This window comes from Pseudomonas sp. S2_E02 (assembly GCF_054668355.1).
The window spans coordinates 4,093,891-4,116,727 of record NZ_CP162761.1 but is presented as its reverse complement, the minus strand read 5'-3'; the positions used below and the strand labels follow the sequence as shown (position 1 = coordinate 4,116,727).

Below are 22,837 nucleotides of genomic sequence, written 5' to 3'. Positions count from 1 at the left end.
TTCAGCCCGAAGGATCGTGCCATGAAATCCTTGCAAACCCTCGTTATTACGCTGCTGCTGTGTTCCAGTCTGGCGGTTCAGGCCACGGAAAACGGCAGCGGTGACCCGCGCTACACCATCCAGAATCCACCGGCCTACGCGATGATCGGCGACTTGCTGATTGCCCGACCTTTATTGGTGGTGGCGACGGTCATCGGTGCGGGGGCGTTCGTCGTGTCGTTGCCGTTCACCGCACTGGGCGGCGGGGTGGGCGATGCCGGGCAGGCGCTGGTAGTTGATCCGGCTAAAGCCGCTTTTGTGCGGTGCCTGGGGTGTATCGGGGAGGGGTTTGAGCAGCGCGAGTAAGCTGAGCAGGGATTTCCTGTGTGGCTGACGGCCCTTTCGCGAGCAAGCTCGCTCCCACATTGGAACGCATTTTAAATGTGGGAGCGAGCTTGCTCGCGAAGAGGCCCGAAAGAGCGCTACAAATCCGGCGGATCAAGCCTTGCCAGTGATCTTGCGGTATTTCTCCATCAACTGTTCTTCAGTCTCCGGATGCGCTTCGTCCAGCGGAATGCAATCCACCGGGCAGACCTGCTGGCATTGTGGTTCGTCGTAGTGGCCGACGCACTGGGTGCACAGGTTCGGGTCGATCACGTAGATCTCTTCGCCTTGGGAGATGGCGGCGTTCGGGCACTCGGGTTCGCAGACGTCGCAGTTGATGCAATCGTCGGTGATGATCAGGGACATGCTAACTCCAGCCGGGGCGGCAGGCCCGGGCGCTATAAATCAATGCGCGCAATTGTGCCGCATTGGCGAGCGCAGTGCACGCGGCTGCGATCAAGGGCACGAGACTGCAATCTTTTAAAAGCAAAAGATCACAGCCTTCGGCAGCTCCTACTTCTTGAAGCGCAGGGTCAACGCATCAGCCACGGCCGGGTGGACGAACTTGCTGATATCGCCGCCCAGCGCGGCAATTTCCCGCACCAGCGTCGAGGAAATGAACGAATAACGCTCGGACGGCGTGAGAAACAGGCTCTCCACATCCGGGGCCAACTGACGGTTCATGTTGGCCAGCTGGAATTCGTATTCGAAGTCCGACACCGCACGCAGGCCGCGCAGGAACACGTTAGCGTTCTGCTCTTTGGCGAAATGCGCCAGCAGTGTCGAGAAACCGACCACTTCCACGTTCGGCAGGTGTTTGGTCACTTCGCGAGCCAGTTCGACCCGTTGTTCCAGCGGGAACAGCGGGTTTTTCTTCGGGCTGGCAGCGACTGCAATAATCACGTGGTCGAACAGGCGCGAGGCGCGTTCGACCAGATCGCCATGGCCCTTGGTAATAGGGTCGAAGGTACCTGGGTACAACACTCGGTTCATCGCGTCGTCCTGGCGGGAGTCCGTTGGGGAGTCGGATGGTATCGCAGCCGTCCCGGTCGGCCAAGTCGCCTGTTGGGTAAGAAAGCACTATAGACGAGGCAATTAATTGGTTTTTTCACGGGTTTCTCAGCCGATCGGCGAGGGAAGTCGCCAGTTGCGCGGTCAGGCCATACACCGATAGCTGCGGGTTGGCGCCGATGCTGGTAGGGAACAGCGAGCCGTCGTGAATCGACAGATTAGCCAGTTGATGATGCCGGCCGAGACTGTCGGTGACTGCGCTTTTCGGCTCTTCGCCCATCGCGCAACCGCCCATGACGTGCGCGCTGCCCAGACGCGTGCGGTACAGCTCAAGGCTCAAACCATCGATCAACGTGCGGGCCTCGGCCAGGGTTTTCACGTAACGGGAGTCGGCGTGCATCGGCATCACCGCTTTCGCGCCGCCGGCGAACTGGATTTCGGCCATGACGTGAAAAGCCCGGCGCAAGCCTTCCCAGGCGTAGGGTGACACCTGATAGTCGAGCACCGGCGAACCATCGCCACGCAGCTCGACGGTGCCGCCCGTGCTGTCCGGGTGAAAACCGTCACGCAGCAAGGCCAGCATGGCGTGGGTGTGCGGCAGGTCCGCCATGTGTTGCGCGCTCTCTGCGCCAAAGCCGCCGAGCAGGGTGGCAGCCAAGGCCGGATGCAACGGCGGCACTTCGAGTTTGAAGGCCATCGGCCCGCTGGTGCCGTCCTTCCACTGGAAATGGTCGGAGTAGATCGACTGCGGCGCCCCGTAAAACGGGTTGATGACTTCGTCGAAGCGCGCTGCGGACATGTTCACCGGGTGCAGGAAGGTACGTTTTCCCAGGGTTTTATGTGGGTCCGCAGCATCCGAACGCAGCAGCAGCGCCGGGCTGTTGATGCCGCCGCCGGCGAGCACGTAATGCCGCGCCTTGACCGTGATCTTGCGCCCGGTCGGCGTGACGCAACGTTCGTCCATCGCCACGCATTGCAGGCCAGTGACCTTGTCGCCGTTGATCAGCAGCTTCTCCGCGCGGGCGAGATAAAGCAGTTCGCCGCCCTTTTCCAGAGTCGCCGGAATGGTCGTGACCATCATCGATTGTTTGGCATTGGTCGGACAGCCCATGCCGCAATAGCCGAGGTTCCAGCAGCCGCGCACGTTACGTGGGATCACGTGCCAGCTATAGCCAAGTTGTTCGCAGCCTTTACGGATCACGTCGTTGTTGGCATTGGGTGGCACCCTCCACGGGGCGACGCCGAGGCGCTGCTCCATTTTCTCGAACCACGGCGCCATCTCGGCAGGGCTGTGACCTTTGACGTTGTGTTCCTTGGCCCAGTGCTCGAGGGTCGGCTCCGGGGTGCGAAAGCTCGAGGTCCAGTTGATCAGCGTCGTGCCGCCGACCGCGCGGCCCTGAAGAATGGTGATCGCGCCGTCCTTGCTCATGCGCCCGATGCCTTCCTGATAAAGGCTGCTGTAGGCCTTGTCTTCGAGCATTTTGAAATCTGAACTGGTTTTCAGCGGGCCTTCTTCGATCAGCAGAACTTTGTAGCCGGCAGCGCTGAGGATTTCTGCCGTGGTGCCGCCACCGGCGCCGCTGCCGATGATGGCCACGTCGGCTTCAAGGCTGAGATCGTCGCTCAGTTGTGCGCCGTTGTAGGTTTTCCAGCCTCGGGCGAGGCCTTCGCGGAACGGGTCGGGTACGGGCATCGATCAGGTTCTCTTGTTTTTGTTGTTCTGGCGGGCCTCATCGCGAGCAGGCTCACTCCTACAGGGGAATGCATTTCAAATGTGGGAGCGAGCTTGCTCGCGAAGGGAGCGACACGGTTTCAGACGCTAGGCGGCCCTGGATAACCGCAATGCGCCCACGATTCTGCGCGGGTATACCAGGCCATCATCACCATCTGCTGCAACGAGCTATGCCCCATGCGCAACAAATTCAATGAGCTGTTTTCCCAGCGATCAAGGAAATGCCGCATGGCCTCGGCACTGGCGTTCTCCCAACTGCCCCAGATCCCGGTGAGTGGCCCGCGCGTCACGGCCATGCCGAGTACGTCGAACAGTTGCCGGGTGAGCTTGAGCATTTCCGGCGACAGGTGATCAAGGCTGTAGTCCAGCGACTTGAGCGTGCCATCAACCGCGCTCGGCATCTTCTCGGCTGCCACGGCGCCGTCGAGCATCACCGGAATCAGTGCGCGCAGAAACAGCAGGTCGCCGTCGCGCAACGAGACAAAGCCGTTGGCCGCGACGCTCGACGAACAGCCACTTAGGCTGGCGCCGAGTCCGGCGGTGGCGAGAAACGCCGTGGCGCCAAGGCTGAATTTCAGCAGGCCACGGCGCGACAGTGCAGGTGTTTCGGTCAGGCTTGGGTGCATTTTTTTTATTACCCGGCGATGACAAAGGTTTAGCGAATGAACAGCTTCTGGATCAGTTTCTGAATCGATGTGCCGTAGGGTGGGTAAATCAGTCGGGCTGCGTTGAACCGCTGTTTAATCAGCACGCCCTTGGCTTTGCTGAAGGTCAGGAAACCTTCGTGACCGTGGTAGTGGCCCATGCCCGAAGCGCCGATGCCACCGAATGGCATATCGTCCTGAGCCACATGCAGCAAGGTGTCGTTCAGGCACACACCGCCGGAATGAGTTTCGTGTAGCACCCGGTTCTGTTCGCGTTTGTCGTAGCCAAAGTAGTAAAGAGCCAGAGGACGTGGCCGCTGATTGATGTAAGCAAATGCCTGCTCCAGGTCCTGATACGGCACGATCGGCAGCAGCGGGCCGAAGATTTCGTCCTGCATCACCGTCATCTCATCACTGACATTCAGCAGCACACTGTGCGGCATGCGTCGGCCCTGGCCCTGCTCGAACAGCGGAATCAACAGCGCTCCCTTGCTGGTGGCGTCGCTTACATAACCGTTGAGCCGCGCCAGTTGGCGTTCGTTGATGATCGCCGTGTAGTCCGGATTGTCGGTGAGTGTCGGGTAAAAACCCTGCACCGCCTGGCGATAGGCTTCGACAAAAGCACCGACCCGGTCTTCCGGCACCAGCACGTAATCCGGGGCAACGCAGGTCTGGCCGGCGTTGAGGGTTTTACCGAAGGCTATGCGCTCGGCGGCATCTTTGAGCGGTACATCGCGGGAGACGATGGCCGGCGACTTGCCGCCCAGTTCCAGGGTGACCGGGGTGAGGTTTTCGGCGGCGGCGCGCATCACGTGTTTGCCGATGCTGGTGGCGCCGGTAAACAGCAAGTGGTCGAAGCGCAAGCGCGAGAACGCCACGCCGATGTCGGCTTCACCGAGCACCACGCAGACCAGGTCTTCGGGGAAGATCCGCGCCAGCAATTCCTTGAGCAATAGGCCGGTGGCGGGGGTTGATTCACTGAGTTTGAGCATCACCCGGTTACCCGCCGCCAAGGCGCCGACCAGTGGGCCGACGGCCAGATACAACGGGTAGTTCCACGGCACGATGACGCCAACCACGCCCAATGGTTGATACACCACTTTTGCCGAAGCGGGCTGAAACGCGATGCCGACCTTGCGCCGCGAAGCTTTCATCCAGCCTTTGAGATGGCGGTTGGCGTAATGAATGCCGTGCAGGCTCGGCATCAGTTCGGCGAGCAAGGTTTCGTCGGCGCTGCGATGGCTGAAATCGGAGCTGATCGCCTCGATCAAGGCCTGACGCTCGTTGCTGAGCAAATCACTCAGGGCCTTGAGCCATTGCTGGCGCTGGGCGGCGGGCGGCATCGGATTGGCGGCATACGCAGCCCGCTGCGCCTCGAACAACCGGTCCAGTTCGGCCAGCGGTTGTTGCAGCGTTTGCAGGTAAGCAACGTCGGCAGTCATGGTCTGCTCCGGATTTATTGTAGTGATGAACTTTTTAGAGTCTATGCTCTAGAAAGTCAAATGACTTCCTTGCACGGCAGTGTTTTATCCATTTCCGGTTAGGTCGTAAGATGCTCCCCAACGCACTCTGAATTAAAGCTCAAGCCATGGCCCCACGAATAAAAACCAGCGAGCGTATCGTGCTGAACAGCCTTGAGCTGTTCAATCAGCAGGGTGAGCGCAGCATCAGCACCAATCATATTGCCGCCCACATGGAGATTTCTCCGGGCAACCTGTACTACCACTTCCCCAACAAGCAGGCGATCATCGCCGTGTTGTTCAGTGAGTACGAAAGCCTCGTGGACAGCTTTCTGCGTCCGCCGCAGGGGCGCGCGGCGACGGTCGAGGACAAGCGTTTCTATCTCAAGGAATTGCTCTCGGCGATGTGGCGCTACCGCTTTCTGCACCGCGATCTGGAGCATCTGCTCGACAGCGATCCGGAACTGGCCGCCCGCTATCGGCGCTTTTCCCAGCGCTGCGTGATTCAGGGCGCGGCGATCTACGAAGGTTTTGTTTCCGCCGGGATCCTTGATATGGATCGCGTGCAGATCGAATCCCTGACCCTCAATGCCTGGATCATCCTGACGTCCTGGGTGCGCTTCCTGTGCACCACGCGCGAAAACTCCAACCACCTCAGTGAACAAGCTATTAAACGTGGCGTGTATCAGGTACTGGTGCTTGAAGCCGGGTTTGTCACCGAGCAGGCGCGTGACGAGGTCAATGCGTTGTTCGAGGAATTCTACGTGCCGCTGGCCCAGGCCCTCGAAGACGTGAAATAAACCGTTCTGTTGAAATCCCTCAGGGAGCCCGTTATGCCGATTGCGCAACTGATCAGCCCCGAAGCACTGGACGCCCGCAAGGTGCAGCCGGGACTGGTGATTCTCGATTGTCGTTTTGCCCTCGAAGACCCGGACTACGGTCAGCGCAGCTATGCCGAAGGGCACATTGCCGGGGCGAGCTTTGCCGACCTTGAGCGTGACCTCAGCGGTAAAGTGGTCAAAGGCGTGACTGGCCGTCACCCGTTGCCCGAGCCGGCGGCGTTGATCGAGCGGCTGCAGGCGTGGGGCATCAACAAGGACAGCGACGTGGTTTTGTACGACGACGGTCCCGGTGCCTACGCGGCACGGGCGTGGTGGTTGCTGGCGTGGCTGGGCAAGCGCGATGGCGTGTTCATTCTCGATGGCGGGCTCAAGGCGTGGCATGCGGCGGGGCTGCCGCTGAGCCTGGATGCGCCGACGGTTACCCGTGGCAATTTCAGTGGCCAGCCGGACACCCGCCTGCTGCTCAGCGCCGAGCAACTGCAACAGCGCCTTGGTCAACCGGCGCTGACGTTGATCGATGCCCGGGCTTTGCCGCGTTTCAAAGGTGAGGTCGAGCCGATTGATCCGGTTGCCGGGCATATTCCCGGTGCGCAATGCGCGGCGTTCACCGACAACCTCGGCAGCGATGGACAATTCCTGCCGGCGGATCAACTCAAGCAGCGTTTTGCCGCGAAGCTCGGTGAGCGTTCGCCAGCGGATCTGGTTGCGTATTGCGGGTCCGGCGTGACGGCGTGTCACAACCTGTTTGCCTTGTGTCTGGCGGGTTATCCGTTGGGATCGTTGTATGCCGGATCGTGGAGTGAGTGGATCAACGAGCCTTCGCGCGGTATCGCCACCGGCGAATAACCAACATCTGTGGGAGCGAGCCTGCTCGCGAAGGTGTCGGATCAGTCGACATTAATGTTGAATGAACAACCGCTTTCGCGAGCAGGCTCGCTCCCACATTGGTTATTCGTTGTCTGAAGGAAGCTGTCGGGCGCTGCGGTAAGCGGCGGGCCCGACACCATAAGCCTGTTTGAACTGTCGGCTCAAATGGCTCTGGTCGGCAAAACCCAATTGCGTGGCGACCTCCACGGGCAGGCAGCCATGTTGCAGGAGTGCGCGGGCCTGGGCGATGCGCTGCTGCATCAGCCAGGTGTGCGGCGGCATGCCGGTGGCGCGACGGAATACTCGGGCGAAATGGAAGGGTGACAGATTGACCGCCGCCGCGAGCTCTTCCAGCGATGGCGGCGCCGCCAGTTGCGCGCGCAGCAGTTCTTTGCCCAACAGCACCGCGCGGTGTTCCTTGCCGGCTCGGCCGGGCACGGGCACTGCCGCATGGCGCTGCAACAGCCGCAACATCATCTCGCGCCACACCGTCTGCTGTTGCAGCGCGGTGGTCGGGCTTTCGAGCAGACGGTGCAACTGCGCAAAGCCGTTGACCAGATCCGCATCGCGATACAACGTGGCGCTGAACGCCGGCAGGTTGCTGGTGGACAGCTCCAGCTCATCCAGCAGCGAAACGATTTGCGCGGTATCGGGATAAAACGCCCGATACAGCCAGCCATCCTCGGTGCCCTTGTGTCCGGTGTGCAGCTCGTCCGGATTGATCAACACCAGCGTGCCGCTGCCCGCCAGATGCTCGGCGCCGCGATAGCGATAACGCTGGGCGCCGGCCATGATCATGCCGATCACATAGCCGTCATGCACATGCGGGGCGAAGCGATGCTCGATGTAGCGCGCCGACAGCAACTCGACCCCGGCCAGCGGCGCGGTTTGCCAGAAGCGGATCGACTCGCCCTGATCGCTCATGCGGACACGCGAGCCAGCCACTGCGGGATGCGTCGTTCCAGGTAGTAACCGGGCTGACGCAGCGAGCCTTCGACAAAGCCGACATGCCCACCGCGTGCCTGCAATTCGAAGACGGTTGACGCCGATAGCTCATTGGCCTGCGGCAAACTGTGCGGGAACACGAAAGGATCGTCCGCCGCCTGAATGATCAGGGTCGGCGTGCGGATCTCGCCGAGGAAATAGCGGCTAGAAGCGCGACGATAGTAATCCTCGGCATCCTCGAACCCGTGCAACGGCGCGGTTACCCGGCCATCGAAATCCCAGAAGGTGCGCATGTTTTCCAGCGAGCCGAGGGCGGCCAGCGCGGCGAGTCCTTCTTCACGCCCGTCGTGTTGAAACTGCCGCTGCTTGTTCTTGATATAGGCGACCATCTCGCGCATGAAGTGCGCCTGATAGACCTTGGAAAATCCCTGGCCGATGCGGTCGGCGCATTGGTCGAGGCGAAACGGCACTGATACCGCCACGGCGCCGAGCACGCCGCTGGCGCTGCCGGTTTCCCCGAGGTGTTTAAGCAGCACGTTGCCGCCCAGGGAGTAGCCGACGGCATACAGCGGTGCCAGCGGTCGTTTGGCGCGCAGATGTCTGATGGTTTCGGCGAGGTCTTCGCTGGCGCCGGAGTGATAGCTGCGCGGCAGCAAATTCGGTTCGCCAGAGCAGCCGCGCCAGTTCAACGCAACACTGGCCCAGCCTTGATCAGCCAGTGACTTCTGGATGCCCGCTACATAAGGCGAATTGGAGGACCCGGTCAGACCGTGTAACACCAGCACCAGTGGTGCATCGGCGGTGTGCGGGCCGTGCCAGTCGAGATCGAGAAAGTCGCCATCCTCAAGCCACAGGCGTTCGCGTTCACGCTCGATATGTACGGTTTTGCGCCACAGCGGCCCCCACAAGGTTTGCAGGTGCGGATTGCCGAGGCCGAAGGCGGGGTTGAAGCGTTCTGAAGAGGCGGACACGATGGTTCTCGATGCAGAGCGGCGACCCTGTTGGAAGGGGCGCCGCTTATTCAGACCGGTCGGTTAACCGGCGATCTCTGCCGTACGTTGCCACAACGCGTAATAAACCCGGCCGGATTTCTGTTCGCGATGCAGGCGCCAGTTGCCCGGCAGGCCCAGCGTCGATGGCGCCGTTTCGCTTTCAGTGTAGATCCACGAGTCCGGCGCCAGCCACTGGCGCTCTTCGAGCAAGGTGCAGACGGCAGGCAGCAGGTTCTGGTTGAACGGCGGGTCGAGGAATACCAGGTCGAACGGTGTTGCGGTCTGGGTTTCCAGATAACGCAGGGCGTCGGCGGTCTGCACCTGGCCGTTGGTGCAGCGCAGGGTGCCGAGGTGTTCTTTCAGGCTGGACACCGCAATGTTGCTGGCATCCAGTGCCTGACCCATGGCCGCGCCACGGGACAGCGCTTCGAGAAACAGCGCGCCACTGCCGGCGAACGGATCAAGCACCTTGGCCCCTTCAACGTACGGTGCGAGCCAGTTGAACAAGGTTTCACGCACGCGATCCGGCGTCGGGCGCAGGCCCGGTGCGTCGGGGAAGCTCAGCTTGCGGCTGCGCCATTGGCCGCCAATGATGCGCAACTGGTTCACACCGTTGTGAACGTTTTGCGCAGGTTTCTTGGGTGCTCGAGTCGCCATTAATGCTCCGGAACCCCGAGCGGTTGCTCGGCAGGTTTATCAGATGGGGCCGGTAACGGCTTTTGCGGCACGGTCGGGCCAGCGGTGACGATGACCATTTTGTCCGTGCTCAGGTGTTTGTTCAGAGCGTCGCGGACTTGTTCCACGGTCAGGCTTTGCGACTGACGCATGAAGTCGTCCAGATAGCTCAGCGGCAGATTATAGAAGCCCATCGCGCCGAGTTGGCCGACGATATCGGCATTGCTCGCGGTGGACAGCGGGAAACTGCCGGCCAGTTCGCGTTTGGCGTCGTCGAGTTCCTTCTGCGTCGGCCCGGTTTTCAGGTAATCGGCAAGCACGTCCTGCACCAGTTTCAGGGTGCCTTCGCTCATTTCCGCGCGGGTTTGCAGGTTGATCATGAACGGGCCACGTACCTGCATCGGGCTGAACGCCGAGTACACGCCGTAGGTCAGGCCGCGCTTCTCGCGCACTTCACTCATCAGGCGCGTGCCGAAACCGCCGCCACCGAGGATCTGGTTGCCCATCGACAGCGCGGCGTAATCCGGATCGTCACGGTCGATACCCAGTTGCGCGATCATCAGATTGGTCTGCTTCGACGGGAACTCGATATGGCCTGTGCTGGCCTTCGGTTCCTGTGGCTGGGCGATCTTCGCCAGCGCCGGGCCTTTCGGCAGGGCAGAAGAGACCTGATTGGCAATTGCTTCGGCGTCCGCCCGCGACAGGTCGCCGACCAGCGCGATCACCACGTTGCCAGCGGCGTAGGCCTTGGCGTGGAACTCACGCAACTGCGCGAGGGTGATCTTCGGCACGCTCTGCGGGTTACCGTCACTCGAATGCGCGTACGGGTGATCGCCGTACAAGCGCTTCATCAGCTCAAGGCTGGCGAGTTTGCCGGGGTTCTGTTTCTGGTATTCGAAACCGGCGAGCAGCTGGTTCTTGATGCGTGCGAACGAATCGGCCGGGAAGGTCGGTTTGCCAACCACTTCCGCAAACAGCTTCAGCGCCGGTCCACGCTTGTCGGTGGCACTCAAGCTGCGTAGCGAAGCCAGCGCCATGTCCTTGAAAGCACCGTTGCCGAAATCCGCACCGAGGCCTTCGAAGCCTTGCGCGATGGCGCCGACGTCTTTACCGGCGACACCTTCGTTGAGCATTGCGTTGGTCAGCACCGCCAGACCCGACGCGCTGCCGTCCTGGCTGCTGCCGGCGGCGAAGATCAGGCGCATGTCGAACATCGGCAGCTCATGGGCTTCGACGAACAATACTTTGGCGCCTTCGGCGGTGTTCCAGGTTTGCACGTCGAGTTTGCGGCTGGCCGGGGCCTTGCCGTCGAGTTCGGTCAGTGATTGCAGCTTCTGGCTGGTCTTGGCGTTGTCGAGGGCTTCGCTGGCATTGCTGTCAGCGCCAGGCGACAGGTAGAGCGCGGCAGAGCCGATCACCGCCACGGCGATCAGGCCGAGCAGCAGGCGTGGGGATTTGCGCTTACTCATGAGTCGTCTCCAGTGGCAGGACGTGGGCGACGCTGAGACGTTCGCGGGTGAAATACAGCTTGGCGGCATTCTGGATGTCTTGCGGGGTCACGCTTTCCAGATCGGCGAGTTCGGTGTCCATCAGTTTCCACGACAGACCTACGGTCTCGAGTTGACCGATGGCGGTGGCCTGACTGGTGATCGAATCACGTTCGAAGACCAGACCGGCAATCACTTGTGCTCGCACGCGCTCCAGTTCTTCAGCGGACGGTGCGGTGGTTTTCAGTTGTTCCAGCAGTTTCCACAAGCCCGCCTCGGCTTGCGCGATAGTCTTTTTCTTCTGGGTGTTCGGGGTTGCCGACAGGGTGAACAGACTGTCGCCACGGGTATAGGCGTCGTAGCTCGACGAACCGCCGGAGACCAGCTCTTCGCCGCGCTCCAGTTGCGTCGGGATGCGCCCGCTGTAACCGCCGTCGAGCAACGCCGAGATCAGGCGCAAGGCGTTGACCGAGCGTTTGTCTTCAGCCGTGGCAATGCTTGGCACGTTGAAACCGAGCATCAAGCTAGGCAACTGAGTCTGCACGTGCAGGGTGATCTGGCGTTCGCCGGGTTCGGCCAGCTCCAGCGGTTTTTTCGCTGGCGGCACGTCGCGCTTGGCGATCGGGCCGAAATAGCGCTGGGCGAGGGTTTTCACTTCGTCCGGAGTAACGTCACCGACTACGACCAGCGTGGCGTTGTTCGGCACGTACCAGGATTGGTACCAGTGGCGCAGCTCCTCGACTTTCATCCGGTCGAGGTCGGCCATCCAGCCAATGGTTGGCGTGTGGTAACCGCTGGCCGGGTAGGCCATGGCCTTGTAGCGCTCGTAAGCCTTGGACATCGGCTTGTCATCGGTGCGCAAACGGCGCTCTTCCTTGATGACTTCGATTTCCTTGGCGAACTCGTCGGCCGGCAGGCGCAGATTGGCCATGCGGTCGGCTTCCAGTTCGAATGCTACACCCAGACGGTCGCGGGCCAGCACCTGGTAATAAGCGGTGAAATCGTCGCTGGTGAAGGCGTTCTCTTCGGCGCCGAGGTCACGCAGGATCAGCGAGGCTTCGCCGGGACCGACTTTTTCACTGCCCTTGAACATCATGTGCTCAAGCGCGTGGGACAGACCGGTCTGGCCCGGGGTTTCGTAGCTGGAGCCGACCTTGTACCAGACCTGCGAGACCACCACCGGCGCGCGATGGTCTTCGCGCACGACGACCTTGAGGCCGTTGTCGAGGGTGAATTCGTGAGTCGGTTGCGGGTCGGCCGCCAGGGCCGAAAGGGGCAGGCAGACTGTGCTGAGCAGCAGGCCTGCAGCGCGGCGGGCTAGAGCATTCATTCGTTTTTTAACCTGTTGGGCTGCCCGCTTGGTCTTAGCGTCGGCGGGCGAGAGGGTGCTAGGATACTGATCCGTTTTACCGGCGACCACGCCTATCAGGTTTTCAGACCTGATCTGGCTGAATGGGTTTGCGGCAGAAAGCTACGGTTTATCGACTAAACTTCGCTTTTTCGCCGAATTTGCCGGTTTAGTCCTTCGTTTATACGATTCTTTGAGGTGCCGCTGGCGCCTCGACAAAATGTTGCGCGTGAACAAGCTGGATGAAACACAGTCTGTTCTGCATCGAATATTTATTTGCCGGGGCGCCCTTATGGCGCGTCGCTACCGTGAGATAGCCGTCCTCCATGTTTGGTTCCAACGACGACAAGAAGACCCCAGCTGCGGCTGGCGAGAAGAAAAGCCTGTTCGGATGGCTGCGTAAGAAACCGCAGGAACCCGTCGTCGAACAGCCGCCGGTGACTCCTGAGCCAGCGCCTGCGCCGGCTCCAGTCATAGAAGAAGAGCCGGCACCGATTGTGCTGCCGATTGCCGAGCCGGTGTTGCAACCGGTTGAGCCTGAGCCTGAAGCGCCTGTGGCGGCTGAGCTACCACTGACTCCTGCGGCTGAACCGTGGCTGACCTTGCCGGTGGCGGAAGAGCCGGTGGCGTTGGTTGAAGAGGCTGCGCCGCATATCACCCCGATGATTCCTGCGCCTGCTGCGTTCGTTCCAGAGGTTGCTCCGGCGCCGGTGGTTGAGCCGGTTGTCGAGCCTGCGCCGGTTGTTGTCGAGCCTGTTGCGCCCGTGTTTGTTGCGCCAGTTGTTCAACAGCCTGCACCTGCACCTGCACCTGCACCTGCACCTGCACCTGCACCTGCACCTGCACCTGTACCGGTATCGGTCGTCGCTGCGCCAGTTGTGCCGGTTGAAGTGGTTACCGAGGCCCCAGTCGAAGCCCCGCGCACCGAAGAAGCCAAAGCCGGTTTCTTCGCCCGCCTCAAGCAAGGCCTGTCGAAAACCAGCGCCAGCATCGGCGAGGGCATGGCCAGCCTGTTCCTCGGCCGCAAAACCATCGATGACGATCTGCTCGATGACCTCGAAACCCGTCTGCTCACCGCCGACGTCGGCGTCGAAGCCACCACGCAGATCATCCAGCGCCTGACCCAGAAGGTCGCCCGCAAAGAGCTGGCCGACGCCGACGCGCTGTACAAATCCCTGCAGGCCGAACTGGCGGCGATGCTCAAGCCGGTCGAACAACCGCTGAAAATCGTTTCGCAGAACAAGCCGTTCGTGATTCTGGTGGTGGGCGTCAACGGCGCCGGCAAAACCACCACCATCGGCAAACTGGCGAAGAAGCTGCAACTGGAAGGCAAGAAAGTCATGCTCGCCGCCGGTGACACCTTCCGCGCCGCTGCCGTGGAACAGCTGCAAGTCTGGGGCGAGCGCAACAAGATCCCGGTCATCGCCCAGCACACCGGCGCCGACTCGGCTTCGGTGATCTTCGACGCCGTGCAGGCCGCCAAGGCCCGTGGTATCGATGTATTGATCGCCGACACCGCCGGTCGCCTGCACACCAAAGACAACCTGATGGAAGAACTGAAAAAAGTTCGCCGGGTGATCGGCAAGCTCGACGCCGACGCGCCGCACGAAGTGCTGCTGGTGCTCGACGCCGGCACCGGCCAGAACGCCATCAACCAGGCCAAGCAATTCAACCAGACCGTCGAACTGACCGGCCTGGCGCTGACCAAGCTCGACGGTACCGCCAAGGGCGGGGTGATTTTCGCCCTCGCCAAGCAGTTCGGCCTGCCGATCCGCTACATCGGCGTCGGTGAAGGCATCGACGATTTGCGTACCTTTGAAGCCGAACCCTTTGTCCAGGCACTGTTTGCCGAGCGGGAGCGTTCATGATTCGTTTCGAACAGGTCGGTAAACGCTACCCGAACGGTCACGTCGGCTTGCATGAGCTGAGCTTTCGAGTCCGTCGTGGCGAGTTCTTGTTTGTCACCGGCCACTCCGGCGCCGGTAAATCCACGTTGTTGCGCCTGTTGCTGGCGATGGAGCGTCCGACCAGCGGCAAACTGCTGCTGGCCGGGCAAGACCTGAGCACCATCAGCAACGCGCAGATTCCGTTCCTGCGTCGGCAGATCGGCGTGGTGTTCCAGAATCACCAACTGCTGTTCGATCGCACGGTGTTCAACAACGTCGCCTTGCCGCTGCAGATTCTTGGCTTGTCCAAGGCCGAAATCGCCAAGCGTGTCGACTCGGCGCTGGAGCGCGTGGCGCTGTCGGATAAAACCGATCTGTACCCGGGCGACCTGTCCACCGGTCAGCAACAGCGCGTCGGCATCGCCCGCGCCATCGTGCACCGCCCGGCCTTGCTGCTGGCGGACGAACCGACCGGTAACCTCGACCCGCGTCTGGCGGCGGAAATCATGGGCGTATTCGAAGACATCAACCGTCTGGGCACCAGCGTGCTGATCGCCAGTCACGACCTGGCACTGATCGCGCGCATGCGTCACCGCATGCTGACCCTCCAACGCGGCCGATTGATTGGCGACGGGGAGGCCGGGGAATGAGTGCCACACGCAGTCCGAAGGTTTCCGAACGCGTGGCCCCGAAAGCCGCCGATCCGCAGCCACCGAAGAAGAAAAAACACGACGAAGACGATGGCCCGGACTTCGCCACGCTGTTCCGTGCCTGGGTCGAAAGCCATCGCGCCAGTCTGCTCGACAGCCTGCGTCGTCTCGGCAAGCAGCCGATCGGCAGCTTCTTCACCTGCATGGTGATGGCGGTCGCGCTGAGTCTGCCAATGGGCTTGTCCCTGTTGCTCAACAACGTCGAGCGTCTTGGCGGTTCGTGGCAGCGTGCGGCGCAGATTTCGCTGTATCTGCAACTCGACGCCAGCCCGGAGCAGGGCGAGTCGTTGCGCGAGCAGATCAAAGGCATGCCCGGCGTAGCGGATGCTGAATATGTCGGCCGCGATCAGGCGCTGGAAGAGTTTCAGCAGCAATCCGGGTTGGGCGAAGCCCTGCGCGAGCTGCCGGAGAACCCGTTGCCGGGCGTGGTGCTGGTCACCCCGAACGAGGTCGACAAGCCGACGCTGGAAGCATTAAGACAAAAACTTTCCGAATTGCCCAAGGTACAACAGGCGCAACTTGATCTAGTCTGGGTCGAGCGTTTGGCCGCGATCCTCAAGCTTGGCGATCGTTTTGTCTTCGGTCTGACGGTGCTGCTGGTTTCTGCATTACTTTTGGTGATAGGCAATACCATTCGTCTTCATATTGAAAACCGCCGCACCGAGATAGAAGTGATTAAACTCGTCGGCGGCACTGACAGTTATGTGCGTCGCCCTTTCCTTTATATGGGCGCGTTGTATGGCTTCGGTGCGGGGCTACTGTCCTGGGGTGTATTGGCGTTCGGCCTGAACTGGCTGAACGATGCGGTGGTTGGACTGGCCGGCTTGTACGGCAGTGATTTCGCGCTGGCCGGAGTGCCAGTTGCCGACGGTCTGTCGCTCTTGCTTGGCGCGGTGCTGTTGGGTTATATCGGTGCATGGATTGCAGTCGCACGCCATCTCAGGGAGCTGGCGCCGAAGTAGAATCTTTTTTGCGCGTGATTGACCTCGCGGTTTTTTTGGGAACTTGCACTTGAATTCCCGGTCAATTTTTCGCAGTGCCGAGAGGCACGAGTATGTAAGTGGGAGGTTTTTTCGTATGACCAATTCTTTGCAACCTGCGTATGCGTTGGTTCCGGGTGCGAACCTGGAAGCCTACGTGCACACCGTCAACAGCATTCCATTGCTGACGCCGGAGCAGGAGCGTGAACTGGCCGAGAGTCTCTACTATGAGCAGGATTTGGGGGCGGCTCGGCAGATGGTGCTCGCCCACCTGCGTTTTGTCGTACACATTGCCCGTAGCTATTCCGGCTACGGTCTGGCTCAGGCTGACCTGATCCAGGAAGGTAACGTCGGCCTGATGAAGGCTGTGAAGCGCTTCAACCCGGAAATGGGCGTGCGTCTGGTGTCGTTCGCCGTGCACTGGATCAAGGCGGAAATTCACGAGTTCATCCTGCGCAACTGGCGCATTGTGAAAGTCGCGACCACCAAGGCCCAGCGCAAGCTGTTCTTCAACCTGCGCAGCCAGAAAAAACGTCTGGCGTGGCTGAACAACGAGGAAGTCCACCGTGTGGCGGAAAGCCTCGGCGTCGAGCCGCGTGAAGTGCGCGAAATGGAAAGTCGCCTGACCGGCCATGACATGGCTTTCGACCCGGCTGCTGAAGCCGACGACGACAGCGCTTTCCAGTCGCCGGCCAACTACCTGGAAGACCACCGGTACGACCCGGCGCGTCAACTGGAAGATGCCGATTGGAGCGACAACTCCAACCACAACCTGCACGAAGCGCTGGAAGTGCTGGACGAACGTAGCCGCGACATCCTTTACCAGCGCTGGCTGGCCGAAGAGAAAGCCACGCTGCACGACCTGGCGCAGAAGTACAACGTGTCGGCCGAGCGGATCCGTCAGCTCGAGAAGAGCGCGATGAACAAGCTCAAGTTGTCGATCGCCGCATAACCGGCGAGTAGGCAATAAAAAACGCCCCGATCAGCGATGATCGGGGCGTTTTCATTTCAGGCTTCACACAAAATCCATGTGGGAGCGAGCTTGCTCGCGAAAGCGGAGAGTCAGTCACCGCCACTGCTGAATGATCCACCGCATTCGCGAGCAAGCTCGCTCCCACAGGGGATCTTCAGCGTTATTCAGACCAAGGTGCGCGGCGCGAATCGTTGAGCCCCAACAGATAACTATCCCCACCCAGCTGACTCATCTGCTGACGAATCCACCCGGCCCGGCGCGAGACATAAGCGGTCGGATGGCTAGCACTCCAGACACGCGGATTGGGCAGAACAGCCGCCAGATAACTCGCCTGCTGCCGCGACAACGACTTCGCGCTCACACCAAAGTGATGGCGGGCTGCGGCTTCGGCGCCAAACACCCCGTCATCCCACTCGACGCTGTTGAGATACACCTCAAGAATCCGCTGCTTGGGCCAGAACACCTCGATCAGCGCGGTAAACCACGCCTCCAGGCCTTTACGCAGATAGCTGCGGCCGGCCCACAGAAACAGGTTTTTCGACACCTGCTGGCTCAAGGTGCTGGCGCCGCGAATCGACCCGCCAAGCTCGTTGTGGGCCAACGCTGCCTGGATCGCACTGAAATCAAAGCCCCAATGCTCGGGAAACTTCTGATCCTCACCGGCCATGACCGCGACTTTGAGGTCATCGGAGATCTCGTCCCACGGCTTCCACGTGCGTTGCAGGTCAATCGGCTCGCCATCGACCCAGGATTCGACCTTGCGCTCGACCATCAACGCCGTGCCCGGCGGTGGCACGAAGCGAAACACCAGCACCAGCAAAATGCTGCCGCCCGCGAACCAGAGCAGGGCCTTCGTGAGACGACGGAAAATAGTACGCAGCATAGAGATGGCTTGGCCGAACCGGTGGAGCGGGCCATTATACAGACCCTGCCGATCGCGTCTGACTGGAGTTCCCAATGCTGCGTGGCTTTTTGATGCTGGCCGCTTTTTTCGGTTTCACCGGGGTCGCCTTGGGTGCATTCGCCGCCCATGGCCTGAAAAACCGCCTGACACCCGAGTATCTGGCGATCTTCCATACCGGCGTCACCTATCAATTGGTGCACACCTTGGCGCTGTTTGGTGTGGCGCTGTTGGCCACGCAGATTCAGGGCCGACTGGTCACTTGGGCCGGCGTGTCATTCACCATTGGCATCCTGTTGTTCTCTGGCAGTCTGTATGTGCTGACCATGACCGGCATCAGCAAGCTCGGCATCATCACCCCATTTGGTGGCCTGGCGTTCCTGATTGGCTGGCTATGCCTGGGCCTCGCCGCCTGGCGCTTGCAACCAACCGCTTGACGCTTGGTGCTGACCTTTAGGTCATGATCGGGCTAGAATGCCAGCCCCTAAAAATGATGGCGGCGTTACGCATGCGCATTCAGTTGAACGGCGAATCCCTTGAACTGCCCGACGGCGAGACCGTTGCGGCCCTGATCACTCGTCTGGAACTGACCGGACGTCGAGTGGCAGTCGAACTCAATCTGGATATCGTCCCGCGCAGCCAGCATGCCGATACCACCCTCAATGATGGTGACAACGTCGAAGTGGTGCACGCCATCGGCGGCGGCTGATCGCCAGGTCTGCAAGGGCACAGAATTCTGCAAGACCCTCACTCCTAAAGAGGATTCCCCATGAGCATCGTTCGTAGCGACAAGCCTTTTGTGCTGGCCGGTCGTACTTACCAGTCGCGTTTGCTGGTCGGTACCGGCAAGTACCGTGACATGGAAGAAACCCGTCAGGCCATCGAAGCCTCGGGTGCCGAGATCGTCACCTTCGCCGTGCGCCGCACCAACCTGGGCCAGATCGAAGGCGAACCGAACCTGCTCGACGTGCTGTCGCCGGAGCGCTACACCTTCCTGCCGAACACCGCTGGATGCTACGACGCCATCGAAGCCGTGCGCACCTGCCGCCTGGCCCGTGAGCTGCTCGATGGCCACAATCTGGTGAAGCTGGAAGTGCTGGCCGACCAGAAGACCCTGTTCCCTAACGTCATCGAAACCCTTAAGGCTGCAGAAACGCTGGTCAAGGAAGGCTTCGACGTGATGGTGTACACCAGCGATGACCCGATCATCGCCCGCCAACTGGCGGAAATCGGCTGCATCGCGGTCATGCCGCTGGCCGGTTTGATTGGTTCCGGTCTGGGGATCTGCAACCCGTACAACCTGCAGATCATCCTCGAAGAAGCCAAAATCCCTGTGCTGGTCGATGCCGGTGTCGGCACTGCGTCCGATGCGACCATCGCCATGGAACTGGGTTGCGATGCGGTGCTGATGAACTCGGCCATCGCCCACGCCCAGCAGCCGGTGATGATGGCTGAAGCCATGAAACACGCCATCGTTGCAGGCCGTCTGGCCTACCTCGCTGGCCGTATGCCGAAAAAACTCTATGCCAGCGCCTCCTCGCCGCTGGATGGTCTGATCAAGTAAGAGCCATTGATGACTGAATCGAACGACACGCCTATCCAGACGGAAGAAGGCGACGAGCGCCAACACCGCCGCATCAAGAGTTTCGTGATGCGCGCCGGGCGCATGACCGAAGGCCAGCAGAAAGGTCTGGATCAAGGCACGCCGCTGTACGTGCTGCCGCTGGCCGACGCCCCGGTGGATTACGATCAAGTGTTCGGCCGTTCGGCACCGCGCTCGCTGGAGATCGGTTTCGGCATGGGCCACTCGCTACTGGAAATGGCTGCGGCCGCGCCGGATCAGGATTTCATCGGCGTTGAGGTTCACCGTCCGGGTGTCGGCGCGCTGCTCAATGGCGTGCTGACTCAGGGCCTGACCAACCTGCGGGTCTACGATTGCGACGCGATCGAAGTGCTCAACCGTTGCATCGCCGACAACAGCCTCGATCGCCTGATGCTGTTTTTCCCGGATCCGTGGCACAAGAGCCGTCACCACAAGCGTCGCATCGTTCAGGCCTCGTTCGCTGAACTGGTGCGCAGCAAGTTGAAGGTTGGCGGCATCCTGCACATGGCCACCGACTGGGAACCGTACGCCGAGTACATGCTGGAAGTGATGAGCGTCGCCCCGGGCTACCGCAACCTCGCCGAAGACGGCAAGTGCGTACCACGCCCGGCCGAACGCCCGATCACCAAGTTCGAACGCCGCGGCGAACGACTGGGCCATGGCGTGTGGGACCTGAAGTTCGAAAAACAGTCCTAAGCATCACGCGGTAAAAATGTAGGAGTGAGCCTGCTCGCGATTGCGGGCTGACAGTCACCGAAGAGGTTGAATGTCAGACCGCAATCGCGAGCAGGCTCACTCCTACAGTCGTTTTGGGTGTGCTGAAAGATCAGCGGCGGTCGGCGACGACGCCGATCAGCACCAGCACCACCAGCAGGACTGGCGCCAGGCTGTAGTTGTTGAACTGGCTCAAACCCTTGATAACCCAAGGCGTTGCATAGATCAGCGCCGCACCGCTGCCGATCACGCAGAGCAGCGCCATCAATGGCACGCGCAGGGCGCCGGCGATGCTGCCCAGGCGTTGCTCAACCCAGCCTTTGAAGTCGGCGCCGAACAGCACCAGCAGGCAGCCGACCAGCGCCAGGGCGATTTCCGAGAGGTTGCTACGGCTCCAGCGGGAGACGGTGGCGAGCAGGTCGAGTATCAAATCCATGCGTTTTCCCTTGGGACTGAAGTCAGTTCAGAAATTGTTGCAGCAAGTCGTTGAGAAACAGCTGTCCGCGCTCGGTGGCCGCCAGACGTGACGGTTCGACCTGCAACAGACCGCTTTGTTCTGCCGCTGCCCGGCCTTCAGCGAGGCTTTCCAGCGACAGCCCGGTGCGCTCAGGATACAGGCGCGATTCGACGCCTGCGGTCAGGCGCAAAGCGTTCATCAGAAACTCGAACGGCATCTCGTCGTTGGTCAGTGCTTTCTCGCCGGCCTGAAAGCTTTTTGCCGGATTGAGATAGTCCTTCGGCAGACGCGTCTTCCAGGTACGCACGATGCGTCCGTCCGGATGACTCAGCTTGCCGTGGGCTCCCGCGCCTATGCCGATGAAGTCGCCGAAACTCCAGTAATTGAGGTTGTGCCGCGCTGGCCGACCGGCCTGGGCATAAGCCGACACTTCGTATTGCGCATAACCGTGTTCCGCCAGCAGCGCTTGCCCGGCCTCTTGAATGTCCCACAGCGTGTCATCTTCCGGCAGCACCGGCGGCTGGTTCCAGAACACGGTGTTCGGCTCCAGCGTCAGCTGATACCAGGAAATGTGCGTTGGATTCAGCGCGATGGCCTGGCGCAGATCGCTGAGGGCATCGTCCAGCGACTGATCGGGCAAACCGTGCATCAAGTCGAGGTTGAAGTTATCGAACCCGGCCTGCCGCGCCATACCGGCCGCGCGTACCGCTTCGTCACCGTTGTGAATCCGCCCTAGCGCCTTGAGCTTTTCCTGCTGGAAGCTCTGGATGCCGATCGACAGGCGATTGATCCCCAGCTTGCGGTACGCGACGAACTTCTCTTGCTCGAAGGTCCCGGGGTTGGCTTCCAGAGTGATTTCGATGTCGTGGGCAAACGGAATCCGCTGTTCGACGCCTTCCAGCAGCCGCCCGAGGGCTTCGGCGCTGAACAGGCTCGGCGTGCCGCCACCAAAGAAGATCGAACTGATTTCACGACCGTACACGGCGTGCAGATCCTGATCGAGATCGGCCAGCAGCGCGTCGACGTATTCCTGCTCCGGCAACACCGGGCTGGCAGTGTGCGAGTTGAAGTCGCAATACGGACATTTGCGCACACACCACGGGATGTGGATGTACAGCGCCAGGGGCGGCAGCGTTGGCAGCGGTGCCCGAGGCGAAGAAGCGGCGCCGCCGACAATCAGCGACGGCGCAGAAGAGTCACGGGTCATTTCAGGCCCAGACGCTGGCGCAGCAGATCCATTGCACGGGCGCGGTGGCTGATCTGGTTCTTGTCGGCCGGACTCAGTTCGGCGCTGGACACATCACGCTCCGGCACCCAGAACAGCGGGTCATAACCGAAACCGTGCTCGCCGCTGGCGGCCGTCAGGATGCGTCCGTGCCACAGGCCTTCGCAGAGGATCGGCAACGGATCATCGGCGTGACGCACCAATGCCAGCACGCAGACGAACTGCGCACCGCGCTCGGCTTCCGGCACATCTTTCAGTGCATCGAGCAATTTGGCATTGTTCGCCGCATCGCCCTTGCCGTCGGCATAACGCGCCGAATAGATGCCCGGCGCACCGCCAAGGAAATCCACCGCCAGACCGGAGTCGTCGGCCAGCGCCGGCAACCCGGAAATGCGCGCGGCATTACGCGCCTTGAGGATCGCGTTCTCGACGAACGACAGACCGGTTTCTTCCGGCTCGACCTTGCTCCACTCGCCAATCGAGCGCAGTTGCACCGATTCGCCGAGCATGGCCTGGAGTTCTTTGAGTTTGCCGGCGTTATGGCTGGCCAGTACGAGCTGCTTGATGTTCATCATTCGCCGGGAAAGAGTTCTTGGTTGAAATTGATGGTGTTGATCTTGTCGCCGTTCTGCACCTTGATTTCAAAGGTGCGGGTTTCCTGCTGCTCCACCGGGTACTGGGCGATGTAATAGATCGCGCCCTGTTCGGTGATCTGGCGGAAATTCAGCGGCACGCTCTGGCTGGTCAGGTCTTTGACCATGCCGGTGACGTTGGCGATCAGTGGTTTGCCGTCCTTGATCACCGAGACATTGATCACGCCCTGATTTTTGCTGCGGATCAGCTCCGCTGCCTTGGCGATGTCCGGCGTCAGAAACGTCGAGTTGAAAGTGTTGTAGTGCACCGTGACGTCGCCAAAGGTTTCCTGGCGCTCGCCCTTGATGACGTCGGCCGCCATGGCGCTGGCGCTCAGGCAGGCAGTCAATAACAACAACGCTAAACGACCCATGATCGTGCTCCTCGAA

Annotated in this window: 26 protein-coding genes; 11 read left to right on the top strand and 15 right to left on the bottom strand. The window is 60.9% G+C overall.

Annotated elements, in window-relative coordinates:
* Nucleotides 1-21: 21 nt before the first annotated feature.
* A complete protein-coding gene (locus tag AB4O01_RS18545; protein ID WP_095049443.1) occupies nt 22-345 on the top strand; it encodes a multidrug transporter in 324 nt (107 codons plus the stop codon).
* A gap of 132 nt (nt 346-477) precedes the next feature.
* On the opposite strand, the gene AB4O01_RS18540 is transcribed toward AB4O01_RS18545, so the two are convergent.
* From AB4O01_RS18540 to AB4O01_RS18520, 5 genes are all read right to left on the bottom strand, one after another.
* The gene (locus tag AB4O01_RS18540) at nt 478-729 is read right to left on the bottom strand and encodes a YfhL family 4Fe-4S dicluster ferredoxin (protein WP_003195146.1); all 252 of its coding nucleotides are present in this window, start codon (nt 727-729) and stop codon (nt 478-480) included.
* Between the two features lie 147 nt (nt 730-876).
* The gene (gene coaD, locus AB4O01_RS18535; protein ID WP_003229157.1) at nt 877-1,356 is read right to left on the bottom strand and encodes a pantetheine-phosphate adenylyltransferase; all 480 of its coding nucleotides are present in this window, start codon (nt 1,354-1,356) and stop codon (nt 877-879) included.
* 115 nt (nt 1,357-1,471) lie between these two features.
* Nucleotides 1,472-3,067 (bottom strand): GMC family oxidoreductase, encoded by a 1,596-nt coding sequence (locus tag AB4O01_RS18530; protein WP_116028418.1) that lies wholly within the window; start codon nt 3,065-3,067, stop codon nt 1,472-1,474.
* A gap of 119 nt (nt 3,068-3,186) precedes the next feature.
* The gene (locus AB4O01_RS18525) at nt 3,187-3,732 is read right to left on the bottom strand and encodes a twin-arginine translocation pathway signal protein (protein WP_116254312.1); all 546 of its coding nucleotides are present in this window, start codon (nt 3,730-3,732) and stop codon (nt 3,187-3,189) included.
* Between the two features lie 29 nt (nt 3,733-3,761).
* Nucleotides 3,762-5,192, bottom strand: a complete 1,431-nt coding sequence (locus AB4O01_RS18520; protein ID WP_460089170.1) for a coniferyl aldehyde dehydrogenase — start codon at nt 5,190-5,192, stop codon at nt 3,762-3,764.
* Nucleotides 5,193-5,338: 146 nt separating this feature from the next.
* Between AB4O01_RS18520 and AB4O01_RS18515 the strand changes: the two genes are divergently transcribed.
* Together AB4O01_RS18515 and AB4O01_RS18510 are read left to right on the top strand one after the other, a co-directional pair.
* The gene (locus AB4O01_RS18515) at nt 5,339-6,010 is read left to right on the top strand and encodes a TetR/AcrR family transcriptional regulator (protein ID WP_099757428.1); all 672 of its coding nucleotides are present in this window, start codon (nt 5,339-5,341) and stop codon (nt 6,008-6,010) included.
* Between the two features lie 33 nt (nt 6,011-6,043).
* Entirely contained in the window at nt 6,044-6,898 is an 855-nt protein-coding gene (locus AB4O01_RS18510; RefSeq protein WP_460089168.1) for a sulfurtransferase, read from the top strand.
* A 102-nt stretch (nt 6,899-7,000) separates the two neighbouring features.
* Here AB4O01_RS18510 and AB4O01_RS18505 read toward each other — a convergent pair whose 3' ends face one another.
* The 5 genes from AB4O01_RS18505 to AB4O01_RS18485 all read right to left on the bottom strand — a co-directional run bounded on the left by AB4O01_RS18505 (nt 7,001) and on the right by AB4O01_RS18485 (nt 12,348).
* Nucleotides 7,001-7,843 carry an AraC family transcriptional regulator gene (locus AB4O01_RS18505; RefSeq protein WP_093429821.1) on the bottom strand — a complete coding sequence of 281 codons (843 nt, stop codon included), beginning with the start codon at nt 7,841-7,843 and terminating at the stop codon, nt 7,001-7,003.
* Nucleotides 7,840-8,835 (bottom strand): hydrolase, encoded by a 996-nt coding sequence (locus AB4O01_RS18500; RefSeq protein WP_460089166.1) that lies wholly within the window; start codon nt 8,833-8,835, stop codon nt 7,840-7,842. Before AB4O01_RS18500 ends, AB4O01_RS18505 begins: the two co-directional genes overlap by 4 nt.
* 63 nt (nt 8,836-8,898) lie before the next feature.
* Nucleotides 8,899-9,513, bottom strand: coding sequence for a 16S rRNA (guanine(966)-N(2))-methyltransferase RsmD (gene rsmD, locus AB4O01_RS18495; RefSeq protein ID WP_093429823.1), 615 nt, complete (start codon nt 9,511-9,513; stop codon nt 8,899-8,901).
* A complete protein-coding gene (locus AB4O01_RS18490; RefSeq protein ID WP_460089165.1) occupies nt 9,513-11,000 on the bottom strand; it encodes a M16 family metallopeptidase in 1,488 nt (495 codons plus the stop codon). Before AB4O01_RS18490 ends, rsmD begins: the two co-directional genes overlap by 1 nt.
* On the bottom strand, nt 10,993-12,348 hold the full coding sequence (locus AB4O01_RS18485; RefSeq protein WP_007913612.1) for a M16 family metallopeptidase: 1,356 nt from the start codon (nt 12,346-12,348) through the stop codon (nt 10,993-10,995). Before AB4O01_RS18485 ends, AB4O01_RS18490 begins: the two co-directional genes overlap by 8 nt.
* Nucleotides 12,349-12,692: 344 nt before the next feature.
* On the opposite strand from AB4O01_RS18485, the gene ftsY reads away from it, so the two are divergent.
* The 4 genes from ftsY (at nt 12,693) to rpoH (ending at nt 16,894) form a co-directional block, all read left to right on the top strand.
* Nucleotides 12,693-14,234: a signal recognition particle-docking protein FtsY gene (gene ftsY, locus AB4O01_RS18480; RefSeq protein ID WP_460089164.1), complete on the top strand. Its 1,542-nt coding sequence runs from the start codon at nt 12,693-12,695 to the stop codon at nt 14,232-14,234.
* Complete coding sequence (ftsE, locus tag AB4O01_RS18475) at nt 14,231-14,902, top strand: cell division ATP-binding protein FtsE (protein WP_008065082.1); 672 nt, start codon at nt 14,231-14,233, stop codon at nt 14,900-14,902. Before ftsY ends, ftsE begins: the two co-directional genes overlap by 4 nt.
* A complete protein-coding gene (gene ftsX, locus AB4O01_RS18470; protein ID WP_077574909.1) occupies nt 14,899-15,924 on the top strand; it encodes a permease-like cell division protein FtsX in 1,026 nt (341 codons plus the stop codon). The genes ftsE and ftsX overlap by 4 nt, the downstream gene beginning before the upstream one ends.
* 115 nt (nt 15,925-16,039) lie before the next feature.
* Nucleotides 16,040-16,894, top strand: coding sequence for an RNA polymerase sigma factor RpoH (rpoH, locus tag AB4O01_RS18465; RefSeq protein WP_003229146.1), 855 nt, complete (start codon nt 16,040-16,042; stop codon nt 16,892-16,894).
* A gap of 181 nt (nt 16,895-17,075) precedes the next feature.
* Here rpoH and mtgA read toward each other — a convergent pair whose 3' ends face one another.
* A complete protein-coding gene (gene mtgA / locus AB4O01_RS18460) occupies nt 17,076-17,798 on the bottom strand; it encodes a monofunctional biosynthetic peptidoglycan transglycosylase (RefSeq protein WP_422610240.1) in 723 nt (240 codons plus the stop codon).
* A gap of 74 nt (nt 17,799-17,872) precedes the next feature.
* Between mtgA and AB4O01_RS18455 the strand changes: the two genes are divergently transcribed.
* The 4 genes from AB4O01_RS18455 to trmB all read left to right on the top strand — a co-directional run bounded on the left by AB4O01_RS18455 (nt 17,873) and on the right by trmB (nt 20,115).
* The gene (locus tag AB4O01_RS18455; RefSeq protein WP_116254318.1) at nt 17,873-18,253 is read left to right on the top strand and encodes a DUF423 domain-containing protein; all 381 of its coding nucleotides are present in this window, start codon (nt 17,873-17,875) and stop codon (nt 18,251-18,253) included.
* A 71-nt stretch (nt 18,254-18,324) separates the two neighbouring features.
* Nucleotides 18,325-18,525, top strand: a complete 201-nt coding sequence (gene thiS, locus AB4O01_RS18450; protein ID WP_122604433.1) for a sulfur carrier protein ThiS — start codon at nt 18,325-18,327, stop codon at nt 18,523-18,525.
* Nucleotides 18,526-18,585: 60 nt separating this feature from the next.
* The gene (locus AB4O01_RS18445; protein ID WP_007913621.1) at nt 18,586-19,380 is read left to right on the top strand and encodes a thiazole synthase; all 795 of its coding nucleotides are present in this window, start codon (nt 18,586-18,588) and stop codon (nt 19,378-19,380) included.
* Between the two features lie 9 nt (nt 19,381-19,389).
* Nucleotides 19,390-20,115: a tRNA (guanosine(46)-N7)-methyltransferase TrmB gene (gene trmB, locus AB4O01_RS18440; protein WP_460089163.1), complete on the top strand. Its 726-nt coding sequence runs from the start codon at nt 19,390-19,392 to the stop codon at nt 20,113-20,115.
* Between the two features lie 130 nt (nt 20,116-20,245).
* On the opposite strand, the gene AB4O01_RS18435 is transcribed toward trmB, so the two are convergent.
* The 4 genes from AB4O01_RS18435 to AB4O01_RS18420 are packed head-to-tail and all read right to left on the bottom strand — an operon-like array spanning nt 20,246 to nt 22,821.
* Nucleotides 20,246-20,569: a DUF3392 domain-containing protein gene (locus tag AB4O01_RS18435; protein ID WP_007913629.1), complete on the bottom strand. Its 324-nt coding sequence runs from the start codon at nt 20,567-20,569 to the stop codon at nt 20,246-20,248.
* Nucleotides 20,570-20,591: 22 nt separating this feature from the next.
* On the bottom strand, nt 20,592-21,797 hold the full coding sequence (hemW, locus tag AB4O01_RS18430) for a radical SAM family heme chaperone HemW (protein WP_099757421.1): 1,206 nt from the start codon (nt 21,795-21,797) through the stop codon (nt 20,592-20,594).
* Nucleotides 21,794-22,390, bottom strand: a complete 597-nt coding sequence (gene rdgB / locus AB4O01_RS18425; protein WP_008083802.1) for an RdgB/HAM1 family non-canonical purine NTP pyrophosphatase — start codon at nt 22,388-22,390, stop codon at nt 21,794-21,796. Before rdgB ends, hemW begins: the two co-directional genes overlap by 4 nt.
* Entirely contained in the window at nt 22,387-22,821 is a 435-nt protein-coding gene (locus tag AB4O01_RS18420) for a DUF4426 domain-containing protein (protein WP_099757420.1), read from the bottom strand. The genes rdgB and AB4O01_RS18420 overlap by 4 nt, the downstream gene beginning before the upstream one ends.
* Between the last annotated feature and the right edge of the window lie 16 nt (nt 22,822-22,837).